The organism is Litoreibacter arenae DSM 19593 (assembly GCF_000442275.2).
GTDB lineage: Bacteria > Pseudomonadota > Alphaproteobacteria > Rhodobacterales > Rhodobacteraceae > Litoreibacter > Litoreibacter arenae.
Genome location: NZ_KE557306.1, coordinates 446650 through 463892, shown reverse-complemented (window position 1 = coordinate 463892; position 17243 = coordinate 446650). Strand labels below are relative to the sequence as shown.

19 protein-coding genes are annotated in these 17243 nt (G+C 59.9%); 14 read left to right on the top strand and 5 right to left on the bottom strand.

Going from position 1 to position 17243, the window contains the following annotated elements; all coding sequences use genetic code 11:
• The first annotated feature begins 105 nt into the window (after positions 1-105).
• Complete coding sequence (locus tag THALAR_RS02405) at positions 106-789, top strand: helix-turn-helix transcriptional regulator (RefSeq protein ID WP_021099880.1); 684 nt, start codon at positions 106-108, stop codon at positions 787-789.
• Here the strand turns inward: THALAR_RS02405 and THALAR_RS02400 are convergent.
• Positions 786-1217 carry a DUF6314 family protein gene (locus THALAR_RS02400; protein WP_021099879.1) on the bottom strand — a complete coding sequence of 144 codons (432 nt, stop codon included), beginning with the start codon at positions 1215-1217 and terminating at the stop codon, positions 786-788. The genes THALAR_RS02405 and THALAR_RS02400 overlap by 4 nt on opposite strands.
• A 244-nt stretch (positions 1218-1461) precedes the next feature.
• Here THALAR_RS02400 and purB point away from each other — a divergent pair, with 244 nt between their 5' ends.
• From purB to THALAR_RS02390, 3 genes are all read left to right on the top strand, one after another.
• A complete protein-coding gene (gene purB / locus THALAR_RS02395) occupies positions 1462-2763 on the top strand; it encodes an adenylosuccinate lyase (RefSeq protein ID WP_021099877.1) in 1302 nt (433 codons plus the stop codon).
• A 110-nt stretch (positions 2764-2873) separates the two neighbouring features.
• Positions 2874-3035, top strand: coding sequence for a hypothetical protein (locus THALAR_RS18295; RefSeq protein WP_021099876.1), 162 nt, complete (start codon positions 2874-2876; stop codon positions 3033-3035).
• Between the two features lie 173 nt (positions 3036-3208).
• Positions 3209-4312, top strand: coding sequence for a FliG C-terminal domain-containing protein (locus THALAR_RS02390; protein WP_021099875.1), 1104 nt, complete (start codon positions 3209-3211; stop codon positions 4310-4312).
• Here THALAR_RS02390 and THALAR_RS02385 read toward each other — a convergent pair.
• Both THALAR_RS02385 and lon read right to left on the bottom strand, forming a co-directional pair.
• A complete protein-coding gene (locus THALAR_RS02385; RefSeq protein WP_021099874.1) occupies positions 4309-4668 on the bottom strand; it encodes a VOC family protein in 360 nt (119 codons plus the stop codon). The two genes, THALAR_RS02390 and THALAR_RS02385, sit on opposite strands and share 4 nt — an antisense overlap.
• A gap of 85 nt (positions 4669-4753) precedes the next feature.
• Complete coding sequence (lon, locus tag THALAR_RS02380) at positions 4754-7162, bottom strand: endopeptidase La (protein WP_021099873.1); 2409 nt, start codon at positions 7160-7162, stop codon at positions 4754-4756.
• Positions 7163-7457: 295 nt separating this feature from the next.
• Between lon and THALAR_RS02375 the strand changes: the two genes are divergently transcribed.
• The 3 genes from THALAR_RS02375 to THALAR_RS02365 are packed head-to-tail and all read left to right on the top strand — an operon-like array spanning position 7458 to position 9718.
• Entirely contained in the window at positions 7458-8321 is an 864-nt protein-coding gene (locus THALAR_RS02375) for a hypothetical protein (RefSeq protein WP_021099871.1), read from the top strand.
• Positions 8322-8327: 6 nt separating this feature from the next.
• Complete coding sequence (locus THALAR_RS02370) at positions 8328-9209, top strand: hypothetical protein (protein ID WP_021099870.1); 882 nt, start codon at positions 8328-8330, stop codon at positions 9207-9209.
• Positions 9210-9217: 8 nt separating this feature from the next.
• Entirely contained in the window at positions 9218-9718 is a 501-nt protein-coding gene (locus THALAR_RS02365; RefSeq protein ID WP_021099869.1) for a YcxB family protein, read from the top strand.
• A gap of 3 nt (positions 9719-9721) precedes the next feature.
• Here THALAR_RS02365 and tgt read toward each other — a convergent pair whose 3' ends face one another.
• A complete protein-coding gene (gene tgt / locus THALAR_RS02360; RefSeq protein ID WP_021099868.1) occupies positions 9722-10852 on the bottom strand; it encodes a tRNA guanosine(34) transglycosylase Tgt in 1131 nt (376 codons plus the stop codon).
• 52 nt (positions 10853-10904) lie between these two features.
• On the opposite strand from tgt, the gene rimK reads away from it, so the two are divergent.
• From rimK to THALAR_RS02325, 7 genes are all read left to right on the top strand, one after another.
• Positions 10905-12305 (top strand): 30S ribosomal protein S6--L-glutamate ligase, encoded by a 1401-nt coding sequence (gene rimK, locus THALAR_RS02355; protein ID WP_021099867.1) that lies wholly within the window; start codon positions 10905-10907, stop codon positions 12303-12305.
• Positions 12302-13000 carry a lysozyme family protein gene (locus tag THALAR_RS02350; RefSeq protein WP_021099866.1) on the top strand — a complete coding sequence of 233 codons (699 nt, stop codon included), beginning with the start codon at positions 12302-12304 and terminating at the stop codon, positions 12998-13000. Before rimK ends, THALAR_RS02350 begins: the two co-directional genes overlap by 4 nt.
• A 114-nt stretch (positions 13001-13114) precedes the next feature.
• Complete coding sequence (locus tag THALAR_RS02345) at positions 13115-13477, top strand: SUF system Fe-S cluster assembly protein (protein WP_021099865.1); 363 nt, start codon at positions 13115-13117, stop codon at positions 13475-13477.
• The gene (locus THALAR_RS02340) at positions 13477-13842 is read left to right on the top strand and encodes a HesB/IscA family protein (protein ID WP_021099864.1); all 366 of its coding nucleotides are present in this window, start codon (positions 13477-13479) and stop codon (positions 13840-13842) included. The genes THALAR_RS02345 and THALAR_RS02340 overlap by 1 nt, the downstream gene beginning before the upstream one ends.
• Complete coding sequence (locus THALAR_RS02335) at positions 13839-14162, top strand: TfoX/Sxy family protein (RefSeq protein ID WP_021099863.1); 324 nt, start codon at positions 13839-13841, stop codon at positions 14160-14162. The genes THALAR_RS02340 and THALAR_RS02335 overlap by 4 nt, the downstream gene beginning before the upstream one ends.
• Before the next feature lie 13 nt (positions 14163-14175).
• A complete protein-coding gene (gene tpiA, locus THALAR_RS02330; RefSeq protein WP_021099862.1) occupies positions 14176-14928 on the top strand; it encodes a triose-phosphate isomerase in 753 nt (250 codons plus the stop codon).
• Positions 14929-16089 (top strand): cytochrome P450, encoded by a 1161-nt coding sequence (locus tag THALAR_RS02325; RefSeq protein WP_021099861.1) that lies wholly within the window; start codon positions 14929-14931, stop codon positions 16087-16089.
• Between the two features lie 2 nt (positions 16090-16091).
• Here the strand turns inward: THALAR_RS02325 and THALAR_RS02320 are convergent, their stop codons facing one another.
• Positions 16092-17162 (bottom strand): ABC transporter ATP-binding protein, encoded by a 1071-nt coding sequence (locus tag THALAR_RS02320; RefSeq protein WP_021099860.1) that lies wholly within the window; start codon positions 17160-17162, stop codon positions 16092-16094.
• Positions 17163-17243 lie beyond the last annotated feature (81 nt).

Genomic DNA, 17243 nt, shown 5'->3' with positions numbered 1-17243 from the left:
GCGCAAACACTCCTGACAGGTTTATGTCAGTTTTGCGGCGCCATAAAGGCCTGCGATGAATAGAATCACTTCGAGCGCATTCCGAACCCAGCCAAAGGTGACCCTATGCGGCGCACAGATCGTCTTTTCGACCTGATCCTGCTCCTTCGTGACGGGCGGCTTCACCGCGCCGAGGATATGGCCCGCCAGCTGGAGGTCTCCGTGCGGACAATCTACCGTGACATGGAAACCTTGCAGCTATCCGGCGTGCCCGTGCAGGGCGAGCGCGGCATGGGCTACATGATGACCGCACCGATCACGCTGCCCCCGCTGAACCTGACTTTGCCGGAGCTTGAGGCGCTGCATCTGGGCATGGCGATTGTCGGCGAAGTGGCGGACGAGGAATTGCAAGGCGCGGCCAAGTCACTGTCCGCCAAGATAGATGCGGTGCTGCCGGAAGACCGCACGGCGCCGCCGACCGGCTGGGGGTTTGCGGTCTACCCGTTCAAGGACGCCGCCGGGGGCTTCCGCTTCATGCCACAGCTGCGCACGGCAATCCGTAACCGGCAGAAGTTGCAGATCACCTATGCGACGGCGGAGGGCACTCCCAGCGATAGGGTCATCCGGCCTTTGCAGATGGAATACTGGGGCCGCGTCTGGACGGTTTCAGCGTGGTGCGAGTTGCGTCACGATTTCCGTCTGTTTCGCGCGGACCGCATCCGCGCGCTGAAACCATTGGCCGAGCTGTTTGTGGAAGAGCAGGGAAAATCACTAGCTGATTTCATCGCGCAACAAAAGGCCAATTGCTAGGGTCGCGTGTAGCGCGAGATCATGCGGTAATCCTTCGATGGGCCGACGACGCGCCAAATAGCCTCCCACTCCGGCCAGCGGGTGAAGTCATAGCTGACATGGTAGAAATCCGGATCGCACTGGTGGTTGTCGTCGGGCATCAAGCGGTCCAGCGCGATGACATGGAACGGACGCCCATCCTCGAATTCCACCGCGATCTTGTCAGCATGCTCACCGTCGAAACCCCGCCAGATGTAGCGGCGGGTCGCAATCATTGCGGGCTGCTGGCCGTATACCAACTCCCCCTCCTCGGCATAATGCAGCTCCAGCGGCCCTGCCCGCTCAAAACGCGCAACGCCGGTCAACCGGCCTTCCGCGTCGTTGCGACGGTCCTCAATGATACGATCAAGCTGCCATTCACCCTCGAACTGGTCCAAGCGTATATGCATCCGGCCCTCTTGCTTCTCAAAGACACCAACTGTCCGGGCGCCACTGTCGCCGATAAACTTTAAAGCCACGTTATCCGAGCCGCAGCAAGCCCGCCGGTTATTGTTTGCCAGCTAAACGACCATAGCACAGAAATCGTGATAAGTGCAGCGAGGTCGCGCCACATATTGCCATCCGCGGTTGTTCCTCACGCAGGGTCAGTCTAAGACCGCCGCAACTGCCACACAAACTTTGAGAGCGCATGTCATGATCCCCCGCTATTCCCGCCCCGAGATGGTCGCCATCTGGTCCCCCGAGACCAAATTCCGCATCTGGTACGAGATCGAGGCCCATGCCTGCGACGCCATGGCCAAAATCGGCGTGATCCCCGCCGAGAACGCCGCCGCCGTGTGGAAAGCCAAGGACGTGGAGTTCGACGTCGCCCGCATTGACGAGATCGAGGCCGTCACCAAGCACGACGTGATCGCCTTCCTTACCCACCTGGCGGAGATCATCGGCAATGACGAAGCCCGCTTTGTGCATCAGGGCCTGACCTCCTCGGACGTGCTGGACACCACCTTCAACGTGCAACTGGTGCGTGCCGCCGACCTGCTGCTGGCGCAGATGGATAAGCTGCTGGCCGCCCTGAAAACCCGCGCGATGGAGCACAAGATGACGGTGCGCATCGGTCGCTCCCACGGTATTCACGCGGAACCCACGACGATGGGCCTGACCTTCGCGCGTTTTTACGCCGAGATGGACCGCAACAAGCGCCGCCTTCAGGTGGCCCGCGAGGAGATCGCGACGGGTGCTATCTCCGGTGCGGTTGGCACGTTTGCCAATATCGACCCGTCCGTTGAAGAGCATGTGTGCGAGCAGCTTGGCCTGACGCCTGAGCCTGTCAGCACCCAGGTCATCCCGCGCGACCGTCATGCTGCTTTCTTCGCGGCACTCGGCGTCATCGGCTCGTCTATCGAGAACGTCTCCACCGAAATCCGCCACATGCAGCGCACGGAAGTGCTGGAGGCAGAAGAGTTCTTCTCTGCCGGTCAAAAAGGCTCCTCCGCGATGCCGCATAAGCGCAACCCGGTGCTGACCGAAAACCTGACCGGCCTTGCCCGTCTGGTGCGCATGGCGGTGGTCCCCGCCATGGAAAACGTGACCCTGTGGCACGAGCGCGATATCTCGCACTCCTCGGTGGAGCGCAACATCGGGCCGGATACCACGATCACGCTGGACTTCGCCTTGGCGCGCCTGACCGGCGTGATCGAGAAGCTGGTGATATATCCCGACAACATGCTGGCAAATATGAATAAATTCCGTGGCTTGGTGATGTCGCAACGGGTGCTGTTGGCATTGACCCAAGCAGGTGTGTCGCGTGAAGACAGCTATAAGCTGGTGCAACGCAACGCGATGAAGGTCTGGGAGGAAGGCAAGGATTTCAAGACTGAACTGCTGGCCGACGAAGACGTTCTGAAAGCCCTGTCAGCCGAGGAAATCGAAGAAAAATTCGACCTTGGCTACCACACCAAGCATGTCGACACGATCTTCAAGCGCGTGTTTGGCTGACCCGCCCTTTGCGAAACAATCCGCCTGAACGCCCGCCAATTGTGCGGGCGTTTTGATTTTCTCCTGACCCGTGCTACCTTTGACTGATAGACAATAGGAGAGATATTCAGATGAAGACCAAAACGCTCTTGGCCACTCTGGCCCTCACCTTGGCACCGGCACTTGCCTCGGCAGAATGTGCTTTCGGCAAGCAACAGCAGGCCGCTACTTGTCAGGCTGGCGCCACTTGGGACGCTGAAAAAGGCACCTGCGTGGCATTGCCAACCGGATAGGCCTTTGGCCGGTGAAATAGCTTGAAAAAGGCGACGCAGGACATCAGCGCCGCCTTTTTTTGCGGATAGTTTCGCTAAAACTTCACCGATCTACGTCGAGGCCGAATACCTCCCGTTAAGACCTCCCCGATCTACTGAGCGGTGCGAGAATATTAACGGGATGGGATCAGGCCATGGATTTGGTGACACTACCGCGCGGCAGCGCGGGGTTGGGTATTGGCGGCAAGATTGCCACCACGACGTTCAGCTTCGACGGCTCGGACACACCGCTAAAGCTCAACGGGGCGCAAAAAGCGGCGGTCATCGTGCAGATGATCCTGCGCGCCGGCGGGGCCATCCCGCTATCCGTCATGTCAGAGGCGACGCAGGTGCATCTGGCACGCGTCTATGCCTCCATGGGGCCGATCAATAAGGCAACGGTCGCGTCGGTGCTCACGGAATTCGCCACCCATCTGGACGCGCATGGCCTCAGCTTTCCCGTCGACACCTCCTCAGCCCTTGACGCGCTGGAAGGGAATCTGAGCGAAAGCCTGCTGGAGCGGATGCGACAGGTTCACAGCCCCAGCCTGCCGAAAAACACATGGGAGTTGATAGCCGATCTTCCGCCGGAACTTCTGGCCGAACGGATAGCAAAAGAAAGCCCCCGCGTCGGCGCAATCATCATGTCCAAGCTGCCCGCCGCCGCCGCGACGAATGTGATGGAGCTTCTCGATGGTGAGACTGCCAATGCCGTCACCTTCGCCATGTCGGAGACCGAGGCGGTGCGCTCTGAAACTGTAGACATCATCGCGCAAACAATTCTCGACAGCGGCGATACCCCCGACGAGAGCAGCGCCTTCGCAACCAAGCCCGTGGCGCGCGCGGCGTCACTCCTCAACGCCGCCGGTGCATCGCAGCGTGATGCCGTGTTGGAGGCACTCGAGACGCTAGACGCTGTTTTCGCAGCACAAGTGCGCAAAGCGATCTTCACCTTTGCGGACATTCTGACACGTCTGAAACCAACCGATATCCCCGCCGTGATCCGTATCCTGCCGGGCGACGAATTGAACGCGGCGCTGAAAGCAGGCTCCGAAGCGCACGAGGATGTGGTCGAGTTCATTCTGGAAAACCTGTCCAAACGCATGGCTGACGCCATTCGGGAGGAAATGTCGGAGCTCTCACCTTTGTCAGGCAAAGCAGCCGAGACTGCGATGGGCAAAGTGACCGCCGCAATCCGTCAGTTGGAAGAAAGCGGGGATGTGACCCTGATCACCATCGACGACGAAGATACGGGCTAGAGCAACTCCAGCAGTTCTATCCGGTTGCCGAACGGATCTGCGATGTAGACCCGTTTCAAATCGGGCAGATCGTCACCGCCGCTGACCTCCAGATCGTGCGCACGCAGTTCGCGCACGACCTTGTCCAACGAGGCGACCTGAAAGCCCGGATGGGCCTTTTTCGCGGGAACAAAGGGGTCTTCCACGCCGAGATGTAGTCGAACCTGCCCCGCCTCAAACCAGACACCGCCGCGGCCTTGCAGCACATCCGGTTTGGGGACTTCGACAAATCCCAAGATGCCGCAGTAGAAGTCCCGCGCAATGTCCTCCTGGCCTTTCGGCATGGCGATCTGGATATGATGCAGTGCTTCGATCATAACGGTTCCCTCGTCGTCTACCGCAAAAAATTAGGGCGAGCCAATCAGGCCCGCCCCAATAATAATCATGCCAGGCGCTGCTTGCTCAATGAGCCGTAGCGCTGGTGCCATCATCGGACTTCGAGGCCAAAACCGCTGCGGCGGCCTCCTCGGCGGCCTCGTCCCACTCGATCTCCTCCGGCTCGGAGACCAAGGCAAGTTTCAGCACTTCGGAGACGTGGCTGACCGGAATGATCTCCAACCCCGCTTTCACATTGTCGGGAATGTCCGGCAGATCCTTTTCGTTCTCCGCCGGGATCAGCACGGTCTTGATGCCGCCCCGCAACGCCGCCAACAGTTTTTCCTTCAAACCGCCGATGGGCATCGCGTTTCCGCGCAAGCTTACCTCGCCCGTCATGGCAATATCTTTGCGCACGGGGATTTGCGTCAGCACCGACACGATGGACGTCACCATGGCAAGACCCGCAGACGGACCGTCCTTCGGGGTCGCCCCGTCAGGCACGTGGACGTGGATGTCGATCTTGTCGAAGGTCGGTGGCTTCACACCAATCTTCGGCGATACGGAGCGCACGTAGGACGACGCCGCATCAATCGATTCCTTCATCACATCGCCCAGCTTACCGGTGGTTTTCATCCGACCCTTGCCCGGCAAACGCAGCGCCTCGATCGACAGCAATTCGCCCCCGACAGAGGTGTAGGCCAAGCCCGTCACCACACCGATCTGGTCGTCCTTTTCGGCCAAACCATAGCGGTACTTCTTCACGCCAAGATAGTCGTCCAGATTATCGGGCGTGATCTTAACCGAAGTTTCGTCCTTGCGAACGATCTTGGTGACCGCCTTCCGCGCCAGCTTGCCGATTTCACGCTCCAGATTCCGCACGCCCGCCTCGCGGGTGTAGGTGCGGATCATTTCCAGCAACGCCTCGTCGGTCAACTCGAACTCGCCCTTTTTCAGGCCGTGGTTCTTGATCTGCTTGGCGATCAGGTGCTGTTTGGCAATCTCGGCCTTCTCGTCCTCAGTATAGCCCGCCAGCGGAATGATCTCCATACGGTCGAGCAAGGGCCCCGGCATGTTGTAGCTGTTCGCCGTAGTCAGGAACATCACGTTCGACAGATCGTATTCCACCTCAAGATAGTGGTCGACGAACGTGCTGTTTTGTTCCGGGTCCAGCACCTCAAGCATGGCCGACGCAGGGTCGCCACGGAAATCCTGCCCCATCTTGTCGATTTCATCGAGCAAGATCAGCGGGTTGGTCGTTTTGGCCTTCTTCAGCGCCTGAATGATTTTACCCGGCATGGAGCCGATGTAAGTCCGGCGGTGACCACGGATTTCCGACTCGTCACGCACGCCGCCTAGCGAGATGCGGATAAACTCGCGGCCAGTCGCCTTCGCCACGGACTTCCCAAGCGAGGTCTTACCCACACCGGGAGGGCCGACAAGGCACATGATCGGACCTTTCAGCTTTTTGGAGCGCTGCTGCACTGCCAGATACTCGACGATACGTTCCTTAACCTTTTCAAGGCCATAGTGGTCATCGTCGAGCACTTTCTGAGCTTTCACGAGGTCCTTCTTGGTGCGTGAAGTCACGCCCCACGGAATCGCCAGAATCCAGTCCAGGTAGTTGCGAACGACGGTGGCTTCTGCCGACATCGGGCTCATGTTCTTGAGCTTTTTCAGCTCGGCATCGACCTTTTCCTTGGCCTCTTTGGACAGCTTGGTCTTGGCAATCTTCGCCTCAAGCTCGGCCACTTCGTTCTGGCCTTCCTCGCCGTCGCCCAACTCCTTCTGAATGGCTTTCATCTGCTCATTCAGATAGTATTCACGCTGGGTGCGCTCCATCTGGTTCTTGACGCGGGATTTGATCTTTTTCTCGACCTGAAGCACGGACATTTCGCCCTGCATCAGCCCGTAGACCTTCTCCAGGCGTTCGGCCACGGAAAGCGTTTCCAGAAGCTCCTGCTTCTGGTGAACTTCCACACCCAAGTGGCCGCCCACAAGGTCGGCCAACTTGTCCGGCGCTTCCGTTTCGGCAACGGAGGCGAGGGCTTCTTCGGGAATGTTTTTCTTCACTTTGGCGTAGCGTTCAAACTCTTCACCCACAGAGCGTGTCAGTGCGTGAATCGTGGTCTCGTCGCCAATCGTCTCGTGCAACTCTTCGGCCACGGCTTCGAAAAAGCTATCGTTTTCAACATATTCAACGATTTGCACACGGGAGCGGCCTTCGACCAGCACCTTCACGGTGCCGTCCGGCAGCTTCAGCAGTTGCAGCACATTGGCGAGCACGCCAACGTCGTAAATGCCGTCTGTATTGGGATCGTCCTCGGACGGGTCGATCTGGCTCGACAGCAGGATTTGCTTGTCGTCCTTCATCACCTCTTCCAGCGCACGCACCGATTTGTCACGCCCCACGAACAGGGGCACGATCATGTGCGGAAACACGACAATGTCGCGAAGCGGCAGGACGGGGTAGGACAAGTTCTGTTGCTCGGTCATCATTTTTCCTTTTTGGCAAGATCGCAAAGGTCCCGCATTTGCAGCAACCCATGGGCGATCTCCGGTCTCGATCTAAGAGGTGGGGGCGGCCCGAGCCTCTTTCAACCATCCACCGATTGGCTTGACGTCAGTGTGACTGCGCGGGGAGGCAGATACAAGTCGGTGACGCGCGTTTTCTGACGTCATTTTTTAATTCTGAGGGCCTTTGAAAGGCCAATTCCAGCCTTACTGATGCCCCAATACTGGTGCATCAATATCCAATAACAAGTCATACCCCAATTCGCAGGTTGAGAGAATGATCGAGCTTTTGTTACGTCACTACCGCCGTTTCGCCCTGTTTGCAGGTGGTTTGGGGCTTTATGTTGCTTTCGCTTTGGCGGCATTCGGGCTGGAGTTCTCTTCGCTGGAACTGGCAGCCATATTCGCCGCAGTTTGCGTTGCATCATGTGCGATGGCGGTAGGGCTTTATTTTACCATTCCGGGCAAGCGGGGTCTTCTTGAGGTTACAGGGACCTCGGCATTGATCTGCGCTGCGCTCATTTACTTCACGTCCAATGTGTTCACAGCTGGCCTCACCAAAGGCATCTTTGTCGTCATACTTCTGATCATGCTCACTTGTGGCATCTGGATAGGCCTCAACGGCAAGTGGTCCCGCAAGATCGGGGAGCAGACGACTTGGCGCGACCGGCATTCCGGTCACGTGCCCTACCCGGCCCGTCTGGTCTGGCGGCATGCCGTCCCCGGCGCAGCCGACCCGGCCGACCACTGTACGGGAATGATGGAACACTACCGCGAAGACGATGAAGATCCGGATACTGTTCACGTCACCTTCAAGGGCCGCAAAGACAGGGCAGCCGATTACACACTGACATTTCTGGAGCGCGATCAGCCCTCGGCCTGCCGCTTCTTCTTTCAGGGGACAGAGGCAGATGGCACCGTGGTGGATGGCATCTTCTCCCTACGCCTGACCGTGCTGGAACGCGACGCCTGCTTCATGTCCTGCGTCGAAGAGCGGTGCGGGTTGAGCCTGGGACGACTTGTGGAGCGTTGGTTCGACGACACGCTTGGCTACCAGTACGACAAGCTGCTTGAAAAGCTGGACGCGCTTTACGGCGACACCTACGGGCCACGCCGATCCTCCATGATGGCTGCGGAATAGCGGGCCATGAGATCCTTCTTCGCCACACTCTTGCGTCAACGCCGTCGGCTGTTCGTCGGCTTACTGCTCGGATGGTTCTTTATCCTGAGCCACTCGGAATATCTGTTCACGGGGGCACCCATGTGGGCGGTCGTCTTGACGCTGCTCATCATGGCACCGGTTTTCCTGCTGCCGATGGTAGCCTTCATCATGTTGTTGCCGTCAATGCGGACGATCGTCGAAGTTCTAGCAGTCAACGCTGCACTCAATTTCGCGCTGCGCGCAGCTCTACCCGGCGTGTTCGAGTTGTTTGACGCCTACGGAATGGGCATAGTTCTATGGCTGGCTATATTCCTGACCGTCAATTTTTCGATGTATGGTACGCTTCTAGATGGGCTGCCCGGTTGGTTCTCCTACACCGGCCGCGCAGGATTTAGGACCAAGGCCGCTGCAAGCGACATCTTTGCGGCCTTCATTCCCGCCGAAGGCCATGAGGGCAGTTACAGATGCGGCACCTTGCAGTATCTGGGTCCCGACCCAGATGACCCCGAAAGCTACAACGTTCGATATGCTGTTGGCGAAGGTCTGTTTGAAATGCAGAAGATCACGCCACTGGAGGACTTCGAGGCGCCGTATCGCGCCCGCTATTACTTCATCGGCGACGTCACCGCGCAAAACGCAGCCTTCGCGGAAGGCGTCTTCGACCTCACTATTACCGAACTCGAGAACGACACCCGCAGTGTCCGGGTCATCGAGGAGCACCCGGCCTTGCGACTGCGCACGGCGTTGTTCTTGTGGTTCGACGATCATACAGGGGATGTGGTCAACTCGGTGCGGGCTCAGGTCGAGGGCAAGCGCGATTTCAGCTATACGGGTCGCTTCTGGCGCAAGCAGGCAAAACTGGTCTAGATGGCCTCATGGCCATTACGCTCACCTACAGCTTCACCGAGGATCAGTTCATGCAGGCCGCCCGCGCATTTTGGGCGTATCAGGGCATCGGCGACCGCGGCAATTTGGTTTTGTCCGCCCTCACTGGCCTTGTAGGGGCATGGCTGTTGCTGACGGGCATGAGCGTTGGCTGGATATGGATAGGCGCGGCAGGTCTCTTTGTCGCAATCACTCTGGTGCGCAACGCGCTGTGGCGGCGCGGTTTTCGCAAATCCGTGAAATACAGCGCCCCGATCACAGCGCGGTTCAGCCATGGAGACGTGAGCACCGACTCCGCCGAGGGCAATTCCACGCTACTATGGACCACTTTCAGAAAATATGCGGAGACGCCCGACTACTTCTTCCTGCTGCTTCCACGGCGGGGGCTGTCGATCCTCCCCAAACACGCGGTGCAAGACGAATGGCAGCTTGAGACGCTCCGAGACATGATTACGTCAAACCTTCCCCGCGCCAAAAAGCACTGGACCTGAGCTTTACACAGGCTCGATATCGCCCTGCGCACGGGTCGCATGGAACTGCTTGACGAAACCCGACAGATTCCCTTCGGAGATTGCCTCGCGCAGACCGCTCATCAACTCCTGATAGTAGTGAAGGTTGTGCCACGTCACCAGCATCGAGGAGATGATCTCCTGCGCCTTGAACACATGATGCAGATAGGCCCGCGAGTACTGCGAACAGCACGGGCAGGTGCAGTCGGCGTCCAGCGGTCGCGGGTCGTCCATGTGCCGCGCGTTCTTGATGTTGACCACCCCGCGCCGCGTGAACGCCTGGCCGGTGCGCCCTGACCGAGACGGCAGCACGCAGTCGAACATATCAATGCCCCGCTCCACCGCGCCGACGATGTCGTCGGGCTTGCCAACGCCCATCAAATAGCGCGGTTTGTCCTGCGGCAACTGGTCGGGCGCATAGTCGAGACAGCCGAACATTGCCTCCTGCCCCTCGCCCACCGCAAGGCCGCCGACCGCATACCCGTCAAAGCCAATCTTGCTCAGCGCCTTGGCGCTTTCTTCGCGGAAATCCTGCTCCAGCCCGCCTTGTTGAATGCCGAAAAGCGCGTGCCCCGGTCGGTCGCCGAACGCCTCGCGCGACCGCCCGGCCCAACGCATGGACAAGTCCATGCTCTGCTTGATGCGGTCGCGGTCCGCAGGCAGTGCGGGGCATTCGTCGAAACACATCACAATGTCAGAGCCAAGCAGCTTCTGAATCTCCATCGACCGCTCAGGGCTGAGCATGTGCTTGGAGCCGTCGATATGCGATTTGAACGTCACGCCCTCTTCCGTCAGCTTGCGCAACTCTGCGAGGCTCATCACCTGAAACCCGCCGCTATCGGTCAGAATCGGGCGGTCCCAGTTCATGAATTTGTGCAAACCACCCAGATTGGCGATCCGCTCCGCAGTCGGGCGCAGCATCAGATGATAGGTGTTGCCGAGCAAAATATCCGCCCCTGTGGCGCGCACGCTTTCGGGCATCATCGCCTTTACGGTGGCGGCGGTGCCGACCGGCATGAAGGCTGGCGTGCGGATGTCGCCGCGCGGAGTGGAAATCAAGCCGGTGCGGGCCTTACCGTCGGTCGCGCGAATGTCAAACTGAAATCTCTGTGTCATGCCCGCCGCTTTAGGGGTAAAAGTGACGTCTGCGCAAGGGAGACCGCCACAAATGAACGACGATACAATTCTGAAACTGGGCTGGGAAGAATGGCTGAGTTTGCCTGACCTATCGCTTCCGACCATCAAGGCGAAAGTCGACACAGGCGCTAAGACTTCCGCGCTACATGCCTTCGACATCGAACCGTTCGGCTCTGCCACGCGTCCGAAGGTGCGCTTTGCGATTCACCCGATCCCAGGCAATGACAGCCTGATCATCCCGTGTTCCGCGTCGATCATCGACCGGCGCGACGTCATTTCGTCCAACGGCGAAGCGGAACTGCGCTACGTGATTGAAACGCATCTGTCAGTTGGCGGGCAAAGCTGGCCCATTGAGGTGACCCTGACCAATCGCGGTTCCATGGCGTATCGCATGTTGCTGGGCCGGCAGGCTTTGCGCGAAAACACTGTCGTCGCCCCGTCAGAGCGGTTCTGCCAGCCGGAACTCAGCTATGACGTCTACACGGCCTCCAAGCTGCGCACGGCAACCAAGGCGCGGGCGCTGCGCATCGCGGTGCTGTCGCGGGAGCCGGGCAGTTATTCGACCGCCAAGCTGGTCTCCGAAGGGGAGCAGCGCGGCCACGTGGTCGAGGTCATCGACACCACCCGCTGCTACATGGCGATCAACGCCAAGGCCCCCGAGGTCTACTATGATGGCAAACGCCTGCCCCGTTTCGACGCGGTGATCCCGCGCATTGGTGCGTCGATCACTACCTATGGCTGCTCCGTGCTGCGCCAGTTCGAGACGCTCGGCACCCATTGCGTAAACGGCTCCGAAGGTATCGCCGCATCGCGCGACAAGCTGCACGCGCACCAAATTCTGGCCCGCCACCGCATCGGCATGCCGACCACCGCTTTCGCGGCGTCACCCAAGGACACCAAGAACCTGATGGACCTTGTCGGCACCGCACCGTTGATCGTGAAACTGCTGGAATCCACCCAAGGCAAGGGCGTCGTGCTGGCGGAAACCAAAAAGGCTGCCGAGTCGGTGATCGACGCGTTTCGCGGCCTGAAAGCCAATTTTCTCGTGCAGGACTTCGTCAAGGAATCCGCAGGCGAGGATATTCGCTGTCTGGTTATCGGCGGCAAGGTTGTCGCCGCGATGAAGCGCACCTCCGACGGGGACGATTTCCGATCCAACCTGCATAGGGGCGGCACCGCCGTCGTGACGAAGATTTCCAAGACCGAGCGGGATATGGCAACCCGCGCCGCAAAGGCCTTCAAGCTGGGCATGGCAGGCGTCGATCTGCTGCGCTCCTCCGAGGGGCCGAAGATCCTTGAGGTGAACTCGTCCCCGGGACTTGAGGGGATCGAGAAGGCCTCCGGCAGGAACATCGCGGCCCTGCTGTTTGATCAGATCGAGATGCGCGTCCGCCCCGAGCCTTTGAAGAAAGCGCCTAAGAAAACGGCATGAAACGTCGGGCTTTCCTTCTTTGCGCCCTTGCGTCCACCGCGACCGCGCCGGCATCCGCCCAATCGGCGCGGTACGAGTTGGAGAACTCGCTGACCGAACGGGCCAAATGGCGCAGTTTCGGCAACAAGGACTGGATCACCGGCGACCCGATCGAGCGCGCGCGGTCGGGGCGTCCGCGGATTCGCACCATCGAGCTGTCACAGGTCGGCGGCAACTCTCCGGTGGCAAGGCTGAAATCGCTGATTGCCTTGGCGGAGGCTGGTCCAAAAGGATATGACGCGGTGCATGTGGGCGCCAAGGTAAAGACGCCAAAGCGGCCAACCCAGATGACCCTTGGTCAAATTCTCGCATGGATCAAACGCACGCCAGGCCAGCCTCACGCGATTGGGCGCTATCAGTTCATCCCCTCCACCTTGCGGGTTTTGATCGGGCGTGCCGGATTGTCCGGCAAGACCCGGTTCTCGCCTCAGGTGCAGGATCGTCTGGCGGACTTACTGCTCGCAGATGCGGGGCTGGCCCAGTTCGAAGCTGGCCGCATGTCGCGCAAGCGCTTCATGAACCGGCTCGCACGGATCTGGGCAGGATTGCCGACCTCGTCAGGCAAAAGCTACTATGATGGCTACGCAGGCAACCGCGCGACACTTACCCGCGCGTTTTTCGACGCCAAGATGCGTGAATTCTTTCCGCGCGCTTGACGCTGTCGCGTCCCCACTCACGCAGGGGTGACAAATTGGTTCGGGTGCAGCACTGGACGATGGCGGGACTAATCCTTATATCTTTACTCAACAATCCCCGTTTGGATGCAAAACATGAACCAGCCCACTGAACATCTGGAAGGCGCGCCGCTCATCAAGCCGTCTTCAACGGACCACCCGCTATACGAGAACGTCGTCGAGGCGTGCCGTTCTGTCTATGACCCTGAAATCCCGGTCAATATCTACGATCTTGGACTGGTCTACACGATTGACATCAACGACCAGAACGAGGTCTCGATCATCATGACGCTGACCGCGCCGGGTTGTCCTGTCGCCGGTGAAATGCCCGGCTGGCTAGCCGAAGCGGTGGAGCCGCTTGACGGTGTCAAACAGGTCGATGTGGATCTTACTTGGGAGCCGCCCTGGGGCATGGAGATGATGTCTGACGAGGCCCGTTTGGAACTGGGGTTCATGTGATGTTTTCCATTCCCGGCAAACAGGCGGTCACGATTACCGACAAGGCTGCCGCGCAGATTTCCAAACTGATGGCCCGTGATGGCCACAAGGCGCTGAAGATCGGCGTCAAGAAGGGTGGCTGCGCGGGCATGGAATACACCATGGAATACGTGGACGAAGTCGCCGAACACGACGAGATGGTCGAACATAACGGCGCCCGCGTCGTGATCGCCCCCATGGCGCAAATGTTCCTGTTCGGCACGCAGATCGACTACGAGACCAGTCTGCTGGAAAGTGGCTTCAAGTTCATCAACCCCAACGTCTCCGAAGCGTGCGGGTGCGGCGAGTCGATCAAGTTCGACGAAAGCCTCTTCGCCAAGGAATGAGCGTCGGCGAGGCGGATATCGCCTTCGCCCGCGAGCTGTTCGCATCCCTTCCCGCCATATCGACCCGCAAGATGATGGGTGGCCTGTGTCTTTATTCCGAAGGCACGATCTTTGCGTTGCTGCATTCTGACGGCCAGATTTACCTCAAAGCCCAAGGCGGATTCATAGCAGAAATCGAAGCCCTTGGCGGAACGCGCTGGACCTACACGCGCAAGGACGGCAAAGTGACAGGTATGCCCTACTGGTCGCTGCCCGACCGGTTCCTTGACGACCCGTCCGAGGCCAGCGCCCTTGCCGCGCGGGCCTTGGAGCACCTTTGAAGGACACTCGCCCATGCGCCGCAAACTCGCCGCCGGAAACTGGAAAATGAACGGGCTGTCAGCCCAACTGTCCGAGGTAGAGGCGCTGTGCGCGGCCCATCCCGACCCGAAAGTCGATTTGCTGATTGCCCCACCAGCAACGTTGATTTCCTCGATGGTGGTGACGGCCTCCGACCATCCGCTCGCGGTGGCCGGTCAGGACTGCCACGCGCAGGAAAGCGGTGCGCATACCGGCGATATTTCCGCCGCCATGCTGAAAGACGCAGGCGCGTCGCATGTGATACTCGGCCATTCGGAGCGCCGCGAAGACCACGGCGAGAGCGACGACGACGTGCGGTCCAAGGCCCGCACCGCACTGGCCGCTGGCTTGAAGGTGGTGATCTGCATCGGCGAGACGCTGGAAGAGCGCGAGGCGGCAAACACGCTCGACATTATCGCGGGCCAGCTTGCCGGCTCCCTGCCCGATGTGCTGACCGGCGAGAACACGATAATCGCCTATGAGCCCATCTGGGCCATCGGCACCGGAAAAGTCCCGACGATGGGCCAGATCGGCGAGGTGCATGACTACATCCGATCCAAACTGGAAATCCGCTATGGCGAGGGCGTGGGCCTCTCCATCCGCCTGCTCTATGGCGGCTCGGTGAAGCCGTCGAACGCGGCCGAGATATTCGCCGTGTCGAACGTGGACGGCGCGTTGGTCGGCGGGGCGTCACTGAAGGCGGACGACTTCTCTGGCATCATCAAAGCGTTGGAAGACGCGATCTAGATGCAACGCGTTACCCAAGCGCCGACCGATCCGGCACTGAACCAGAACCCGTACCCGTTCTATGACCGTATCCGCCCGTTTGGGCCGCTGGTGTGGTGGGAAGACTACAATATGCCGGTTGCCGCATCCCATGCGGTGGTGTCGGCCCTGCTGCGGGACCGCCGGTTCGGGCGCGAAAACCCGTATCCTCCGACCATTCCCGATCACCAAAAACCTTTCTACGCGGTCGAGGCCCATTCCATGCTGGAACTGGAGCCGCCACGACATACCCGCTTGCGCGGTCTGGTTTTACGCGCCTTCACTTCGCGGCGGATCAAGGAACTGGCTCCCGAAATCGAAGCACTCAGCCACGAATTGATCGACGCTTTTCCCGAAAGCCCGTTTGATTTGCTGGAGCACTTTGCCCAGCATCTGCCGGTCATCATCATCGCCCGCCTTCTTGGCGTGCCTGAGGCCAAGGCCCCCGACCTGCTCCGCTGGTCGAACGCGATGGTGCGGATGTATATGGCGGGCCGGACACGGGCGGATGAAGACGCGGCGTCACAGGCGGCGCAGGACTTCTCGGCTTACCTGACCGGCTATGTCACCGCGCGGCGGCAGGAGCCGCGCGACGACCTGATCACACACCTCATTGCCGCAGAAGAAGACGGCGAGCGTCTGAGCACGGATGAGCTGATAACGACCTGTATCCTGCTGTTGAACGCCGGTCACGAGGCCACCGTTCACGCGCTTGGGAACGGTGTCAAAGCTGCGCTGGAAACTGGGTTGCGCCCCGATGACCCCGATGCCTTCGCCGAGGAGGTGCTGCGCTACGACCCGCCATTACACATGTTCACGCGCTACGCGATGGAGAATGTCGAAGCCTTCGGCCACGAGTTTGCCAAAGGTGACGAGGTCGGGCTGCTTTTGGGGGCGGCGAACCATGACCCTGACGTGTATCCGGACGCAAATCGCTTCGACCCTACCCGCGCTATGCCCGCCCATACGAGCTTTGGCGCTGGCCTGCATTTCTGCGTCGGCGCACCGCTGGCGCGGCTGGAGCTGTCAATTGCGCTGAAGGCATTGTTTGAACGATGCCCGAACCTCGCGCTGGCCGCGCCGCCGGAATATGCACCGGCCTACCACTTTCACGGGCTTACCCGCTTGATGGTGAGCGCCTGAACTCAGGCGGGAAACACGAAACACCTGTCGCGGCGCATCGTCAGCCACAGTGTCGTTCCTTCGTTCGGCAGGAACACCGCAGGCACGGTGGCCTTCAAGTATGAGCCGTCAGACTCCATACGAAACTCCACAAGGCTCTCCCGCCCCATGAACCGCGCACGGGTGACGACGGCGCGGGCCGGTGTGCCGTCTTGCGGCGTGGGGTTGGGGCCGTGGCCGCTGCGGTCGAAGTCGATCTTCAGGTGCTGCGGACGGATCACAATTTCGACCGCCCCGCCATCCGCATGGCCCGGCGTCAGGAACTGGCCGAACGGGGTGTCCGTCAGGGCACCGTTGGATTGCCCGCGTATCACGTTGATATCGCTAAAAAAAGCAGCGGCTTCTTTGTCCACCGGCGCGTTGTAAAGGTTATACGGATTGCCTTGCTGCACAATTCGCCCGCCGCGCATCAGCGCGATTTCGTCGGCCATACGCATGGCTTCATGCGGCTCGTGGGTCACCAACAACACAGCGGTGCCGGCCTCCTTCAGAACCGACAGCGTCTGGTCGCGAATTCCATCGCGCAGCCGGTCATCAAGGCCCGAAAACGGCTCGTCCATCAGCATGATCTTCGGTCGAGGAGCCAGTGCACGGGCAAGCGCCACGCGCTGTTGCTCGCCGCCGGATAACTCGTGCGGATACTTGTCATCGAAGCCGCTCAAGCCCACGCGCTCCAGCAACTCGCCGACGCGTGGAGTGTTGTCTGCTTTGCTGCCCGTCAGCCCGAATGCCACGTTCTGCGCCACGCTAAGATGCGGAAACAGCGCGAAGTCCTGAAACATCAACCCAATGGAGCGGCCTTCCGGCGGCACGCGGACGTCGTCCCCGCTGATCAGTTTGCCGTCCACCCAAATCTCGCCGCTGGTTTGATGCTCGACCCCGGCGATGATGCGTAAGGTGGTGGACTTGCCGCATCCCGACGGCCCCAGAAGGCAGGTTACTTGCCCCGGCGCAACGCTGAGCGACAGGTCGGAGACAACCTGTCTGCCTGCAAATTCCTTGCAGATGTTTTTCAGCTCCAGCCTTGGTGTCACGTCCTGCGCCGCCTCTTACCCGATCAAAACAATCGGAAAATCTTGACGGCGGTGGTATCAGGCGCGCCGCAGGTCGGCAAC